We start from the raw sequence: 14,399 nt of genomic DNA, 5'->3' as shown, positions 1-14,399 counted from the left end.
GCTCTATTCGATGCCGAGCTTGGCCTTGACCAGCTCGTTGACCGCCTGCGGGTTCGCCTTGCCGCCGGTCGCCTTCATCACCTGGCCGACGAACCAGCCGGCCATGGTCGGCTTGGCGCGCGCCTGCTCGGCCTTGTCCGGATTGGCGGCGATGACCTCGTCGACCGCCTTCTCGATGGCGCCGGTGTCGGTCATCTGCTTCATGCCGCGGCTTTCGACCAGTTGGCGCGGATCACCGCCCTCGTTCCAGACGATCTCGAACAGGTCCTTGGCGATCTTGCCGGAGATCGTGCCTTCCTTGATCAGGTCGACGACGGTACCGAGCTGCTCAGGCGAAAGCGGAGCGTTTTCAATATCTTTGCCAGCCTTGTTGAGAGCGCCCAGCAGGTCGTTGATGACCCAGTTGGCGGCAAGCTTGCCGTCGCGCCCCGAGGCCACCTTCTCGAAATAGTCGGCGATCGGCTTTTCCGAGACCAGCACCGAGGCGTCGTAGGGCGATAGGCCTAGCGAGCCGATCAGCCGCGCCTTCTTCTCGTCCGGGAGTTCCGGCAGATGCTGTGCCAGATCATCGACATAGGCCTGGTCGAACTCCAGCGGCAGAAGGTCGGGGTCGGGGAAATAGCGGTAGTCATGCGCCTCTTCCTTGGAGCGCATCGAGCGCGTCTCGCCCTTGTTGGGGTCGAATAGGCGCGTCTCCTGCTCGATCGAGCCGCCGTCTTCGAGGATGGCGATCTGACGGCGCGCTTCGGACTCGATGGCCTGGCCGATGAAGCGGATCGAGTTGACGTTCTTGATCTCGCAGCGCGTGCCGAACGCGCCACCCGGGCGGCGCACCGAGACATTGACGTCGGCGCGCAGCGAACCCTCGTCCATGTTGCCGTCGCAGGTACCGAGATAGCGCATTATGGTGCGCAGCTTGCTGACATAGGCCTTGGCCTCGTCGGCAGAGCGCATGTCCGGCTTGGAGACGATCTCCATCAGCGCAACGCCGGACCGGTTGAGGTCGACATAGGACATTGTCGGATGCTGGTCGTGCATAGACTTGCCGGCATCCTGCTCCAGATGCAGGCGCTCGATGCCGACCTCGATGTCCTCGAACTCGCCCTGCCGGTCCGGTCCGACCGAGACGATCACCTTGCCTTCGCCGACGATCGGCTGCTTGTACTGCGAGATCTGATAGCCCTGCGGCAGGTCCGGGTAGAAATAGTTCTTCCGATCGAAGACCGACTTGTGGTTGATCGCGGCCTTCAAGCCCAGCCCGGTGCGGATCGCCTGCTTGACGCATTCCTCGTTGATCACCGGCAGCATGCCGGGCATCGCCGCGTCGACCAGGCTGACATTGGCGTTGGGCGCCGCGCCGAAAGAGGTCGAGGCGCCGGAGAACAGCTTTGCCTCGGACGTCACTTGCGCATGCACTTCGAGCCCGATGATGATTTCCCAGTCGCCGGTGGCGCCGGAGATCAGGCGTTTCGGGTCGGGCGTGCGGGTATCGATGATGCTCATGGAGGCCTATGGGTCGCATTTGTGGCTGGCGCGATTTTGCTTATCGCGTTGCGAAAATCGCATCACTCGCTAGTGCAAACCGTTCCTTGAGACAAGTCCAAAGCCGCGCGCAGGCCTCCAGGCAGCTTGCGCTTGTAAGCCCACGGGCTGTGCTGGCGGCACCTTCCCGCCTGTATCAGGCGGTGGCGATGTAGGCCCGGATCTCCTCGGCCTCGCGCTCGACATCCTCGATCCGGCGCTTGACCACATCGCCGATCGACACGATGCCGTCGAGCATCCCGTCCTTCTCCACCGGCAGGTGGCGGAAGCGACCCTTCGTCATGATCTCCATGACCTCGTTGACCGTGTGGTTCTCGTTGCAGATCTTGACCTTCGGCGTCATGGCCGATCGGACCGGAATATCGAGCGCGGCCGCGCCCTCCCTGGCCAGCACTCGCACGATGTCGCGCTCGGAAAGGATGCCGACGATCTTGCGGTCGCCATTGGTGATGACCAGCGCGCCGATCCTATGCTCGGTCAGGATGCGAATGGCTTCGCTCAGCTTTTCATTAGGCCCGAGTGTGAACACGTCATGGCCTTTTTGCTCAAGAATTGCCTTCACAGTCATGGCGTCCTCCTGTGCCTTGCCCGCCGGCTCCTGCCCTGACCGGCATTCACGTTCCGGTGAACATGGTGCGCCGTGATTGGTTGCATTTCAAGTGCGCCGCAGCGCTACTCTGACGGCTGGGGCCGATCGAAAAAACGCACGCCGAAAAAGCCTGCGACAAAGCCGCCGATATGGGCTTCCCAGGCGATCTGTCCTTCGATCCCCGGCGCAAAGCCGAGAAGGCCGGTGGCGAGGTTGATCACCATCCAGACGCCGAGGAAGGTCATGACGCCGCGCGAACGCAGCACGATTGCGATCGGCAACGGCTCGCCGGCGAAGGCCGCCTGGCCTGACGAGCGATCGATCCGGAAGCCGTAGCGCGCCGCCGCTCCCATCATGCCCGAGATCGCGCCCGAAGCGCCGACCAGCGGCATCTCGCCATAAGGGTGCATGGCCCAGAACAGCGCTACCGAAGCCAGCCCGGTCACGGCGTAGAACACCGCAAACCGGGCCGCGCCAAAACGATTGGCGAGCGGTGAGCCGAAAGCGGCAAGCCAGACCATGTTGACGGCAATGTGAGCGAGGCCCCCATGCATGAAGGCATAGGTGAAGGGGCGCGTGAACAGGAACCAGTCGAAGCCGTATTGACCGGTGTAGAGCACCGGAATGAAGGCTCCGTCGTAGAGCAGCGTCATTTGCTGGTTGTCGTTCAGCACATATCGCTCTAGCAGGAAGACGATCGCGCAGATCCCCATCACCGCCAGCACAACCGGCGGCAAGTTGAACATCGGCTCGCGGCGCGGCTCCGGCGCTTCGTCGTCTGGTTGCAATTCGGATTCGGTCGGTGTTACCGGCTCGCTCATGGCCTCTTCGCAGCTGGCTGGAGACTCGATTTCGGCCGAGCATGTAGTTCACGCCTGATCGAATCACAAATCGCGAATCGCCCCAAGCTGAATCGGATAGGGCCTGGATCGGCGACGCGAATCAAAAGAAAGCCGTCCAGGTTTCCCTGAACGGCCGGTCGAGTCCCCTGCTCCCCGAAAACTGACTGAAGTGCTGCCGATCGCTGCTGAAACGACCGTTTTGGAGTGGTTGTTGATGTGCCACAGGCCCCGTCGGCGTGCAACGTAAACCACTTGTTAACCTTAACGGCCCCGAGACGTGAACAAACGTTAACGATGCTGGCACGCATCCTGCTCCGCACCGCATGAAGGTCATCGGAGGGCGCCCTGTCTGTTCGCCGATGGGACAACAAGAAAGACAGATTGCCGGAGCGGAATGGAAATGAATCAGAACGGATCAATCGCGCTGTTCCAATATTGGAACCGGCTGCGTGATGGCCGCCCGGCTCCGAAACGCTCGGAAGTGGAGCCGGCGGACATCAAGACGCTCCTGGCCGATACGTTCATCCTGGAGCGCGACACACGCGCCGAAGCCGTGTTCCGGCTGGCCGGCACCAGGCTCTGCGCCTATTACGGCCGCGAGCTCAAAGGGTTTTCCTTCCCCTCGCTCTGGCGCGAGAAGGACCAGCGGCTTATGTCGCGTCTCATCCACGGCGTCTTCGACCAGAAATCGGTGCTGCTTCTGACCTATGAAGGATTCAGCCGAAACGGTCGTTCCAGCAAGTTCGAGCTGCTGGCGCTGCCGCTCGATGGCGGCGTCGAGAGCCCTCGCTGCCTCGGCATCGTCAGCGCCGCGGATCGGCCGTTCTGGCTTGGTGCCGACCCGCTCGCCGACGCCCTGATTGACGCGATCCGGGTCATCGATCCCGACAAGGACCCGATGTTCCTGAAGAACCGGCCGGCGATCGATGTTCCGTCGCTCGTGCCGACGGAGTTCGACGCGCCCGAGACCATTTCGGCGCTCGGCCGCGTACGCCGGATACGGCATCTCGTCGTCTTCGACGGCGGGCGCAACGAGTAGAGCGGAGCGCGAGATTTTGCCCCGATCTGGTCCAGGCCTTTGCCTTGCGTGGGCGTCCGCCCCCAACCCATTTGGGCCGGCTTTTTCCCGTTTGTTAACCTGCTTTGCTGTAGCTTTTTCCGGTGAAATTCCTCGCACGTCGCGCGGAATGCCAACGGGGTGTAGGCAGTCATGAGGTCAGCGGCGGAATTTGCGCCGTCCCGTGTGGAGCGGCGCAATTTTCAGCGTGTCCGGGTGAAAATCTACGGACGCTTCATGCTGGAGGACCGCACGGAACACGCGTGCCAGGTGATAGACATGTCGCCAGGCAATGTCGCCTTGCGCACCGATCGCGTCGGCATGCCGGGGGAAAAGGTCATTGCCTATATCGATCACATCGGTCGCATCGAAGGCATCGTGACGCGCACCTCGCAGGACGGTTTCGCGATGACCGTCATCGCTTCGGACCGCAAGAAGGACAAGCTCGCCGCGCAGCTCACCTGGCTTGCGAACAAGCATGAGCTCGACCTGCCGGAAGACCGCCGCCACGAGCGCGTCGCGCCGCGCAATCCGATGAGCGTGCTGCAGCTCACCGACGGGCGACAGTATCAGTGCCGCATCATCGACCTGTCGCTCTCGGGCGCGGCGATCGAGATCGACGTCAAACCAGCAATCGGCGTGCAGGTCATGCTGGGAACGATGCGCGGCCAGGTCGTGCGTCACTTCGAGGACGGCGTCGCCATTGAGTTTGCCGTCATCCAGCGGCCGGAAACCTTGGATTCGGAATTCAACGCGCCGCGGTCCTGACCGCTTAGAATGCGGACATGCATCCAACCGGCCTCCAGCGGCCGGTTTTTTGTTGGCCGGATCAGGGCCTTCTAGCAGCCGGGCGGCATGTCGAGACGCCACGTGATCCGGGTGCGGCGGCCGGTTTAGATTCTCAACAATCCGCAGTCGAGATAGTTCAAATTTTATATTTAATCTACGGGCGTTTTACTCAATCTCTACTTCCGGTTTTTGCGTCAAATAAATCCCAACGTGGCACAGTCTCTCTCAAACGGGGAGACTACCATAATGAAAATGACGAGGGGCAAGCTGTTGCTCTTGGCAATGGCGATGCAGCTTTCCGCCTGGGGCACGGCAAGCGCGGGACCGCTGTTCATGCATACGGGTGGCCGCACCACCCAGCCCGTCGGCCATTATGAACTCTGCCAGCGTATCCCCATCGAATGCAATGAGAGGACGCCGAATGGGTCTCCTGTCGAGCTGACCCGCAAGCTGTGGGCGACGATGATCAAGGTCAACAATTCGGTCAACACCCGCGTCAAGCCACGTACCGATATGGAGATCTACGGGGTCGAGGAATACTGGGCCTATCCCGACAACGGTTTCGGCGACTGCGAGGACTTCGCGTTGGAGAAGCGCCGCGAATTAATGGCCGCCGGTGTCCCCGCCGGCGACCTTTTGATGACGGTCGTGCGCCAGCCGAACGGCGACGGCCACGCGGTGCTGACGGTGCGCACCAGCCTCGGCGAGTTCATCCTCGACAATCTCGAGCCGAAAGTGCTCGCCTGGAACGACACGGTCTACACCTACCTCAAACGTCAATCGACAAAGAATTCAGGCGTTTGGGTTTCGATCAACGACGGCCGCGAGGACGCGGTCGCCAGCGTCCGCTAGGATCCCAATGCATGCTGCCCCAAGATGCGCAGGGCTTTTGGGGCAACACGAAGAGATTAAGCACGCCGCATTCATACGGCGTGCCTGGAAAAAGCCCGGTCGAGTCCCCACCCTCCCCGTCCCCAACGACCGGGTTTTAGGAGCCGGCCCTGTCCCCGGGCCGGCTCCGCTTTTTTTGCCGCCGCCTGCGGGCCTTTCTCGTAACGGCAGACCGGAGCACTATGGCCGTTTATTTTTGGATGGACGGCGATGCTGGAAATCCCTGACGACCGCTGCGAGCGCGCCAAGCTGTTCAAGGCGATAGACGACGCCTTCAAGGCGGGCGATTTCGATGGGCTTGGCAAGGCGCTCGGCGGCTCCGCGCAATGGTACGACGAGAGGATGCCGTTCGAGCTCGGCCTCGGCCATCCCTTGGAATACGCGATCTATTGGAGCCCGGCCGGCTTCATCGTCACGCTGCTTGATGCAGGCTCGAATCCGAATTACGAGGATCCCGCCGGCTTCCCGTCGATCATCGCCGCGCTATCCACCGAGCGGCCGGACAGGCTGCAGCTTATCCAGATCCTGCTCGAGCAGGGCGCCGACCCGAACATGCGCGGGGTCAACGACTGGACGCCTCTGCATTACGCCGTGGCGCAGCGCGACGCCGAGGCAATCCGCCTGCTGCTGGCGTCGGGCGCGGATCCGTCGCTCAGGACGCGCATCGATGATTGTGAAACCGCCCTGGAAGGTGCAGACCGCGCCGGTTTCGAAGCGGGGGCGTCGCTGCTGCGTCAGGCAATGTCCCGACGCAGTGAATAAGGTCGCGGGCGAAGCGGCGGACTGAACCGCTGTCACAGCTCCTTCAATCCGGTCTTGAAGCGCCTGCCGTTGGCGACATAGTGCGCGGCCGAGACCCGCAGCCTCTCGATTGCCGCGTCATCCAGCACCCTTATCGCCTTGGCGGGCGAGCCGACGATCAGCGAATTGTCCGGGAAAACCTTGTTTTCCGTCACCAAAGCGCCGGCGCCGACCAGCGAATTCTTGCCGATCCTCGCGCCGTTGAGCACGATGGCGCCCATGCCGATCAGGCTGCTGTCGCCGACCGTGCAGCCATGCAGCAGGGCGCGATGACCGATCGTGCAGCCCTGCCCGATGGTGAGCGGATAGCCCGGATCGGTGTGCATGACCGTATGTTCCTGCACATTGGTGTCGGCGCCGATGGTGATCGTTTCACCGTCGCCGCGGATGACGACGCCGAACCAGAAGCCGGCATTGCGGCCTATCGCGATATCGCCGATCAGCGTGGCGTCGGGCGCCACCCAATTGGTTTCGGCGTCCTCGAACCGGGGCGCCTTCCCGTCGATCGCATAGATCGGCATCTTTTCTCCGATTCGTCTCAAGCCGAGAATTCGGCGGAGCTTAGGAGACCCGTTGCCCAGGAAGCAATGGTGATCAGCACGATGCCGAGCGCCAGTGCCCAGGCAATCGCCGTGCAGCCGCAGGAAAGCAGCGCCAGCGTGCCGATGCGTCCCTCGCGCCGCGCAGCCAGAGCATCATTGGTGAGCATGAACGGGCCGGCGCAGGCGGTCACCGCGAGCGAGCGCACAATATGGGCAGGCGTGACATAGGGTTCGGCGAAGGCCAGCCGGCCACCGCAGACGATTTCCATCGCCGAGCCGGCGAGGCCGCAAGCCGTCAGGCCGACCGCAAAAGCGTAGAGAGGGAGCAGCATGAGATCCATCTTTACCAACCGTTTACCATGAGACCGCACAGTCGTGCCGACGCGCTGCAAGAGCCATGCCGCGCCAATTGTGCCACCTGAGGACAGGTGAGCGGATCGGGGAATTGGGATGAGAGAGGCAGCCGCCGCGGAGGAATTCGAGGTTGTCGACTCGACCTTGATGAAGCGGGTCTTCTATGTCTTCGCGGCGCTCGCCCTGCTTTCGGTGGCTATCAGTCTCGGCGGCAAATGGCTCGGCCGGTCGATCGCCATGGCCGGCTACACCGACGACACGACCGTGCGCCAGGTCGTCATGGGCAACAATGTGATCAGTGTGCCGGCCAACTTCATCCGCTTCGACCAGGCCAGGCGCGACGGAAACGCCTCGCGACTCGACCTTTATCTGCGCTATCCTGAAATGGACGGCTACAGCACCGCCGCGCGCGGCGACTTCAACCACACCACGACCAGGAAGATCATCTTCCTGTCATTCGAGCCGCGGATGATGTCGCGCGACATGAGCGGCCGTTTCGCGCCGATCTACAGCGCCCTGATCGTCAAGCCGGGCACACCCGGCCCGGGCGGGACGACGCTCTACGGCTTCGCCGAGAAATCGGGCTATCTCAACGAGGTCCTGGCGGTCGCCGACCGCCCCGGCAAAGACCCGTTCGTCGCCCGCTGCCTGAGCGGCCCAAGTGCCGAGGAATCGCTGGCCCCCTGCGAGCGCGACATCCAGGTCGGCGACGATCTCAGCCTCACCTACCGCTTCCCGCGCGAGTTGCTCGGGAACTGGCAGGTGCTCGATGCCGCGATCGCCACCAAGGTGGCCGGTATCCTGAAAACGGGACGCTGAAGCGCTGCGCCGGAGCCATGGGCGCGCCACCCGCTCTTCCTCTCCAGCGGCCAGCCTGGCTCAATATATCGGCACGACCGGCTCGGCGATGCGGTCTGGCATCGGGCCGGCAAGGCGCGCTATTGGTCGAACATGATGCCACCCTATCTCACGTTCGACCCCGTCAGCCGCCGCCTGCGCCTCGACCCGCATGAACCGGCCTTTGTGCAGAACCCGTATGAGGGCTACGCCTTCTTGCACGGCGCTTCGAACGCCTTCTTCTGGGAGAATTACGGTTTTTGGTGTTTCGGCGGCTTCGACGACGTCAACCGCCTGCTTCGCGATCGTCGCTTCGGCCGCCAGAACCCGGCCGGCATTCCCGACAGCCGCGGGGTTGGCGACGACCGTTCGCACCTGACCGCCTTCGACGCCATCGAAGCCAATTCGATGCTTGAGCTCGAGCCGCCGGTGCACACGAGGTTGCGGACACTGGTCAATCGGGCCTTCGTCTCGCGCCAGGTCGAGCGGCTGCGGCCGCGCATCGAGGCTCTGGCCAATGAGCTGATCGACCGCTTCGAGCCGGGCTCCGTCGATCTTCTGCCCGCTTACGCCTCGCCCTTGCCGATCACCATCATCGCCGAGATGCTCGGCGTTCCGGTCGAGATGGGGCCGCAACTGCTCGACTGGTCGCATCAGATGGTCGCCATGTACATGCACGGCCGCACGCGCGAGACCGAGGAGACGGCCAACCGCGCCGCGCACGATTTCGCGGCTTTCCTGCGCGGCTATGTCGCCGAGCGGCGCAAGAGACCCGACGACGATCTGCTTTCGCTGCTGATCGAGGCCCAGGACAACGGCCAGAAGCTCTCGGAGGAGGAGCTGGTTTCCTCAGCTATCCTTCTGCTCAACGCAGGGCACGAAGCGACTGTGCACCAGACCGGAAATGCCGTGAGAACGATCCTCGCGCAGGGCGGCGATGGGCGCCGCTTCTTTGCAACACCGGAGGCCAATGCCGCCACGGTCGAGGAATGCCTGCGCTACGATGCGCCGCTGCACATGTTCCTGCGCTGGGCCTATGAAGAGATGGAAGCTGCTCCGGGCATTTTGCTCAAGCCCGGAGAGACGGTGGCGCTGCTGCTCGGCATGGCCAATCACGACCCGCTGGCTTTCGCCGGACCGGCCACATTCAACCCGGCGCGGACGGACCAGAAGAACGTGTCGTTCGGCGCCGGCATCCACTTCTGCATCGGCGCGCCGCTGGCCAGGCTGGAGTTGCAGGTGTCGCTGAAGACGCTGTTCGACCGGCTGCCGGATCTAGGCCTGACGGAAGAGCCGCGCTTCCGCGACACCTATCATTTTCATGGATTGGAAGCGCTCTCGGTGCGCTTCTGAGCCGCAAAAATCCGAAGGCCTGGAAAATGAGATTCGCCTTTCTGCAGGAACCTCCCTTCTGCTTCACCGATGCATCCGGGAAAGTCGGCGGCTGCGACGCTATGCTGGCCGAGAAGATCTTCGCGATGTCCGAAACGATGGCTTTCACGCCCGTCGAGACTGAATTCGCCGAGTTGCTGCCGGGACTGGCCGACGGTCGCTGGGACATGACCACCGGTCTGTTCATCTCAGAAGAGCGCAGCAAGCTGGTGGACTTCAGTCGCCCGATCTGGTCGCTGCCGGACGGCTTGATGGTCGCCAAGGGCAACCCGCTCGACCTTGAGGGCTATCGCTCTCTTGCAGGCCACCCTTCCGCGGGGCTTGGCGTGATATCGAATCAGATCCAGCATCGGACGGCACTTGAGAATGGCGTGCCGCCGGAGCGGATCAGTGTGTTCGCCACGCAGGCCGAGGCAGCGGAGGCGGTGGCTACCGGCATGGTGCAGGCCTATGCCAGCGTTGCCATGGCGCATCGCGGCTACATCGCGCGGCGACCGGCTGCGCTGGCCGATGTCATTGACGTTCCCGCGTCCGAACGGTTGCCCGCCGCCGGCGCGTTTGCGGTCGCCAAAGGCAACGACGCGTTGAGGCGGCGTGTCGATGACGGTCTGGGCGACCTGCTTGGAAGCCGCTGGCACCGCGACCTGATGGCCGGATTCGGTTTCTCCGATGCGGATGTCGACCGGCTGCTCTAACCGCCGGCAAGCGCGCTTCACAGCTTGATCACATATTCCTTACGCGTCGTCTCGAGCACTTCCCAGGTGCCATTGAAACCCGGCCGCAGCACAAAACTGTCGCCGGCCTTGACCGTGCGCGCGTCGCCGCCGTCTTCGGCGATCACCGAGACGCCGGACAGGATGTGGCAGAACTCCCATTCGTCATAGACGATGCGCCACTTGCCCGGCGTCGCTTCCCAGATGCCGGCATAAAGGCTGCCGTCCCGCTCCTCGACATTCCAGGTGCGGAATTTCGGATCGCCGGAGATCAAGCGTTCCGGGGTCGGCGCGCCGGCCTCCGGCTCGACAGTTTCGGGATCAAGCGCGAGAAAGGCGGACATCGCGCTCAGACCTTGCTCAGCGCCTGTTCGAGGTCGGCGACGATGTCGTTGACGTCCTCGATGCCGATCGACAGGCGGACCGTGTCCGGGCCGGCACCGGCCTTTACCTTCTGCTCGTCGGACAGTTGCCGGTGCGTGGTCGAGGCCGGGTGAATGACCAGCGACTTGGTGTCGCCAACATTGGCGAGGTGCGAGAACAGTTCCAGCGCCTCGACGAACTTGACGCCGGCCTCGTAGCCGGCCTTGAGGCCAAAGGTGAAAACGGCGCCGGCACCCTGCGGCGAGTATTTCTTCTGCAGCGCATTGTTCTTGTCGCTCGGCAGTCCGGGATAGTTCACCCAGGCGACTTTCGGATGGTTGGAAAGCCAGGCGGCGACGCTCGCTGCGTTGTCGCAATGACGCTGCATCCTGAGCGGCAAGGTTTCCAGGCCGGTCAGGATCAGGAAGGCGTTGAAGGGCGAGATCGCCGGGCCGAGGTCGCGCAGGCCGAGCACGCGCGCGGCAATGGCAAAGGCGAAGTTGCCGAAAGTCTCGTGCAGGACGAGGCCGCCATATTCAGGGCGAGGCTCCGACAGCATCGGGTATTTGCCCGACTTCGACCAATCGAAGGTGCCGCCGTCGACGATGGCGCCGCCGATCGAATTGCCGTGGCCGCCGATGAACTTGGTCAGCGAATGCACCACGATGTCGGCGCCATGCTCGATCGGCCGCACGAGATAGGGCGAGGCCAGCGTGTTGTCGACGATCAGCGGCAGGCCGTGCCTGCGAGCGATGTCGCCGATCTTCTCGATGTCGACGAAGATGCCGCCCGGATTGGCGAGGCTTTCGATGAAGATCGCCCTGGTGTTGTCGTCGATTTGGCTCTCAAAGGTCGATGGATCGTTGGTATCGGCCCAGCGGACCTCCCAGCCATAATTCTTGAAGGCGTGGCCGAATTGGTTGATGGAGCCGCCATAAAGCTTTGTGGCAGATACGAAATTGTCACCCGGCCGCATCAGATTGTGGAAGACGATGACCTGGGCGGCGTGGCCGGAGGCGACGGCCAGCGCGGCAGTGCCACCTTCGAGCGCGGCGAGACGCTCCTCGAGAACCGCCTGCGTCGGGTTCATGATGCGGGTATAGATGTTGCCGAAGGCCTTCAGCCCGAACAGCGAGGCGGCGTGGTCGGCGTCATCGAAGACATAGGAGGTGGTCTGATAGATCGGCGTGGCGCGCGCGCCGGTCGCCGGGTCCGGCTTGGCGCCGGCATGGACGGCGAGCGTGTTGAAACCGGGCGTACGGGTCATCGAAGCCTCCCTCTCAAACTTGCGAAAATCGCCGGGCATTCTTGGCCAAGCGCGGTCGTGAATGCAAAGAACAAAATACCTTTCGGCGTGCGATCTGCGGCGAACGCCCAGGAAAATCCATTTCTTCCCGGAATAATTTTGCGCGCCTGGTTGTCCGTCTATTTCTGGCGCACGCCAAAACTCTGGAAACCCTTGCGCATCAATGGCTTCTTCGACGACAGCACGCCAGAGTTGACGCCGGTCCAGCCGATCTCGCCCGACAGCTTGCCATATTCGATCTTGGGACAGCGGTTCATGACCACCTTGATGCCGGCTGCCTCGGCGCGCGCGGCGGCCTGGTCATGGCGAACACCTAGCTGCATCCAAACGACCTTCGGCAGCGGATCGAGCTTCAGTACCTGCTCGACGATGCCAGGGACAGCGGCCGAGCCGCGAAAAATGTCGATCATGTCGACCGGGTGCGGCAGGTCGGCCAGGCTGGCATAGACCGTCTGTCCAAGGATCTGCTTTCCAGCATGACCGGGATTGATCGGCAACACCGAAAAACCCTTGGCCAGCAGATATTTCAGCACGAAATAGCTCGGCCGCACGTCGTTGGGCGAGGCGCCGACCATGGCAATGGTCTTCACCGAGTTCAGAATGCCGGCAATGTAGCTGTTGTCGTAGGCGTCGTGATTCATGGCTCGTCCTCATACAGCGCATCGGCGAGAAAGGCAGCCGGATCGCTGCAGAAGTCACGCATCATGCGAAAATGATCGGTGTCCTGAAAATCAATCAGATCGAGGCCGAAGCGGCTGATGCGGAAGAGCCGCGCGTTCGGGCAGGCCATCAGCAACGGCGAGTGCGTCGCCATGATCACCTGCGCGGTGCCGGACCGCTCCATGCGCTGAAGCAGCTTCAGCAACTCGATCTGGCGCGTCGGCGAGAGCGCGCTTTCGGGCTCGTCGAGGATGTAGATGCCCTGTCGTCGGCAGCGTTCCTCGAAGAAGCGGATGAACCCTTCGCCATGCGACCATGACAGGAAGTCCGGCGGCGCTCCGCCAGACTCCAGCGCCGCCTGGTCAAGATAACGAGCCACGGAGTAAAAGGACTCCGCCCGGAAGAACCAGCCCGCGGTGACCTTCGGCAGCCAATGGCAGCGCAGCGCAGCGGCAAGTGCAGCACCACTCTTGTCGATGGCGCCTGAGTGGTCGACGGGCATATAGCCTTTGCCGCCGCCGGCCTCGTCATAGCCGGCCAGCGCGCCGATGGCTTCGAGCAGCGTCGATTTGCCGGTGCCGTTCTCGCCAACGATGATGGTGATGGCCGACGTGAATTCGAACTCGAACTCGCGATCCCGGAAGATCGGCAGGCTCCATGGATATCCGTCCCAATCCGCGACGCGCGAAGACTCAAGCAGAATGCGCTTGAGATAGGGCGCTTTCAGCCGCGTCAGTTGCTTGCGGGCAGCCACGTCGGACCTTCAATCATAAAAAAGCGCGCTGCATTCTCGGGTCAATTATTCGTCGGCCCATTCCGGCTTGCGCTTGCCGATGAAGGCGCCGATGCCTTCCTCGGCGTCGCGCGCCAGCATGTTTTCCACCATCACACGGCCGGTATAGGCGTAGGCGTCGGCCAGCCCCATTTCGGCCTGGGCGTAGAACGCCTCCTTGCCGGTCTTGACCACCAAAGACGATTTTGAAGCAATCGTTTGCGCGTATTTGTTGACAACCTGATTCAGATATTCGCGCGGCACGATCCGGTTGACGAGACCGAACTCCTTGGCCGTCGCCGCATCGATCGTCTCGCCGGTGAGAAGCATTTCCATCGCCTGCTTGCGCGAGACGTTGCGCGACAGCGCAACCATCGGCGTCGAGCAGAACAGGCCGATATTGACGCCGGGCGTGCAGAAGGTCGCTTCGTGCGAGGCGACGGCGAGGTCGCAGCTCGCGACAAGCTGCAGTCCGGCCGCGGTAGCCAGACCGTCGACCTCGGCGATCACCGGCCTCGGATGGCGCACGATGGTCTGCATCAGCTTTGCGCAGGCGACAAAGGTCTTTTCGAAGAAGGCGCGGCCGCGATCCGGTTCGGCGCGGCGCGCCGTCATTTCCTTGAGGTCGTGGCCGGCGCAAAACACTTTGCCTGACGCTGCCAGGATGATGACGCGTACGGATTTGTCGTCCTTCACGCGGTCGAACTCGGCCTGCAGCGCCGCCATCGTCGCCAGCGACAGCGCGTTGGCCGGCGGGCTTGCAAGAGTGAGGCGCAGCACGCCCTTGTCTTGGCTGACAAGAACCTGGCCGTCGGCGACGGCGGGCTTGATAGCAACGACTTCGGCCATTTTTGAACCTCTCGATCAGCGGTCCCGGGTTATGGAGCAACAGAACTAACATGCTGCCGATTGAAGAACAGCCGCGAGCCGTGTTTTCTCCGTGGCACCG

General features: G+C 62.8%; 17 protein-coding genes. 7 read left to right on the top strand and 10 right to left on the bottom strand.

All coding sequences use genetic code 11. The annotated features are described in order from the left end of the window. Positions 1-3 precede the first annotated feature (3 nt). From gatB to CK222_RS18295, 3 genes are all read right to left on the bottom strand, one after another. The gene (gene gatB / locus CK222_RS18305; protein WP_095801304.1) at positions 4-1,503 is read right to left on the bottom strand and encodes an Asp-tRNA(Asn)/Glu-tRNA(Gln) amidotransferase subunit GatB; all 1,500 of its coding nucleotides are present in this window, start codon (positions 1,501-1,503) and stop codon (positions 4-6) included. A gap of 175 nt (positions 1,504-1,678) precedes the next feature. Then, positions 1,679-2,110, bottom strand: coding sequence for a CBS domain-containing protein (locus CK222_RS18300; RefSeq protein ID WP_066989480.1), 432 nt, complete (start codon positions 2,108-2,110; stop codon positions 1,679-1,681). A gap of 104 nt (positions 2,111-2,214) precedes the next feature. Then, positions 2,215-2,952, bottom strand: coding sequence for a rhomboid family intramembrane serine protease (locus tag CK222_RS18295; RefSeq protein WP_095801303.1), 738 nt, complete (start codon positions 2,950-2,952; stop codon positions 2,215-2,217). 421 nt (positions 2,953-3,373) lie between these two features. Here CK222_RS18295 and CK222_RS18290 point away from each other — a divergent pair, with 421 nt between their 5' ends. The 4 genes from CK222_RS18290 (at position 3,374) to CK222_RS18275 (ending at position 6,472) form a co-directional block, all read left to right on the top strand. Then, on the top strand, positions 3,374-4,012 hold the full coding sequence (locus CK222_RS18290; RefSeq protein WP_067321654.1) for a PAS domain-containing protein: 639 nt from the start codon (positions 3,374-3,376) through the stop codon (positions 4,010-4,012). Between the two features lie 171 nt (positions 4,013-4,183). Then, positions 4,184-4,798 carry a PilZ domain-containing protein gene (locus tag CK222_RS18285; RefSeq protein WP_067321610.1) on the top strand — a complete coding sequence of 205 codons (615 nt, stop codon included), beginning with the start codon at positions 4,184-4,186 and terminating at the stop codon, positions 4,796-4,798. A gap of 267 nt (positions 4,799-5,065) precedes the next feature. After that, positions 5,066-5,671 (top strand): transglutaminase-like cysteine peptidase, encoded by a 606-nt coding sequence (locus CK222_RS18280; RefSeq protein ID WP_095801302.1) that lies wholly within the window; start codon positions 5,066-5,068, stop codon positions 5,669-5,671. 249 nt (positions 5,672-5,920) lie between these two features. After that, complete coding sequence (locus tag CK222_RS18275; RefSeq protein ID WP_095801301.1) at positions 5,921-6,472, top strand: ankyrin repeat domain-containing protein; 552 nt, start codon at positions 5,921-5,923, stop codon at positions 6,470-6,472. Positions 6,473-6,504: 32 nt separating this feature from the next. Here CK222_RS18275 and CK222_RS18270 read toward each other — a convergent pair whose 3' ends face one another. After that, positions 6,505-7,032, bottom strand: coding sequence for a gamma carbonic anhydrase family protein (locus CK222_RS18270; protein ID WP_095801300.1), 528 nt, complete (start codon positions 7,030-7,032; stop codon positions 6,505-6,507). 17 nt (positions 7,033-7,049) lie between these two features. Next, positions 7,050-7,394, bottom strand: a complete 345-nt coding sequence (locus CK222_RS18265) for a hypothetical protein (RefSeq protein ID WP_095801299.1) — start codon at positions 7,392-7,394, stop codon at positions 7,050-7,052. 109 nt (positions 7,395-7,503) lie between these two features. On the opposite strand from CK222_RS18265, the gene CK222_RS18260 reads away from it, so the two are divergent. From CK222_RS18260 to CK222_RS18250, 3 genes are all read left to right on the top strand, one after another. Then, positions 7,504-8,226 carry a hypothetical protein gene (locus tag CK222_RS18260; protein WP_095801298.1) on the top strand — a complete coding sequence of 241 codons (723 nt, stop codon included), beginning with the start codon at positions 7,504-7,506 and terminating at the stop codon, positions 8,224-8,226. Positions 8,227-8,358: 132 nt separating this feature from the next. Next, a complete protein-coding gene (locus CK222_RS18255) occupies positions 8,359-9,597 on the top strand; it encodes a cytochrome P450 (protein WP_095801297.1) in 1,239 nt (412 codons plus the stop codon). Positions 9,598-9,623: 26 nt separating this feature from the next. Then, positions 9,624-10,331, top strand: a complete 708-nt coding sequence (locus tag CK222_RS18250) for a transporter substrate-binding domain-containing protein (RefSeq protein WP_082954116.1) — start codon at positions 9,624-9,626, stop codon at positions 10,329-10,331. Positions 10,332-10,348: 17 nt separating this feature from the next. On the opposite strand, the gene CK222_RS18245 is transcribed toward CK222_RS18250, so the two are convergent. The 5 genes from CK222_RS18245 to CK222_RS18225 form a co-directional block, all read right to left on the bottom strand. Then, a complete protein-coding gene (locus CK222_RS18245; protein ID WP_067330127.1) occupies positions 10,349-10,693 on the bottom strand; it encodes a cupin domain-containing protein in 345 nt (114 codons plus the stop codon). Between the two features lie 5 nt (positions 10,694-10,698). Beyond that, a complete protein-coding gene (locus CK222_RS18240) occupies positions 10,699-11,979 on the bottom strand; it encodes an O-acetylhomoserine aminocarboxypropyltransferase (protein ID WP_066989881.1) in 1,281 nt (426 codons plus the stop codon). Between the two features lie 158 nt (positions 11,980-12,137). Beyond that, positions 12,138-12,659 carry a CoA-binding protein gene (locus CK222_RS18235; RefSeq protein ID WP_095801296.1) on the bottom strand — a complete coding sequence of 174 codons (522 nt, stop codon included), beginning with the start codon at positions 12,657-12,659 and terminating at the stop codon, positions 12,138-12,140. Next, positions 12,656-13,432, bottom strand: coding sequence for an AAA family ATPase (locus tag CK222_RS18230; RefSeq protein WP_095801295.1), 777 nt, complete (start codon positions 13,430-13,432; stop codon positions 12,656-12,658). Before CK222_RS18230 ends, CK222_RS18235 begins: the two co-directional genes overlap by 4 nt. Positions 13,433-13,477: 45 nt before the next feature. Further along, a complete protein-coding gene (locus CK222_RS18225) occupies positions 13,478-14,299 on the bottom strand; it encodes an enoyl-CoA hydratase (RefSeq protein WP_095801294.1) in 822 nt (273 codons plus the stop codon). Between the last annotated feature and the right edge of the window lie 100 nt (positions 14,300-14,399).

It is taken from the genome of Mesorhizobium sp. WSM3866, from assembly GCF_002294795.1.
In the GTDB taxonomy this organism is placed as follows: Bacteria; Pseudomonadota; Alphaproteobacteria; order Rhizobiales; family Rhizobiaceae; genus Mesorhizobium.
The sequence above is the reverse complement of the archived record's forward strand: the minus strand, read 5'-3'. Positions and strand labels throughout refer to the sequence as shown.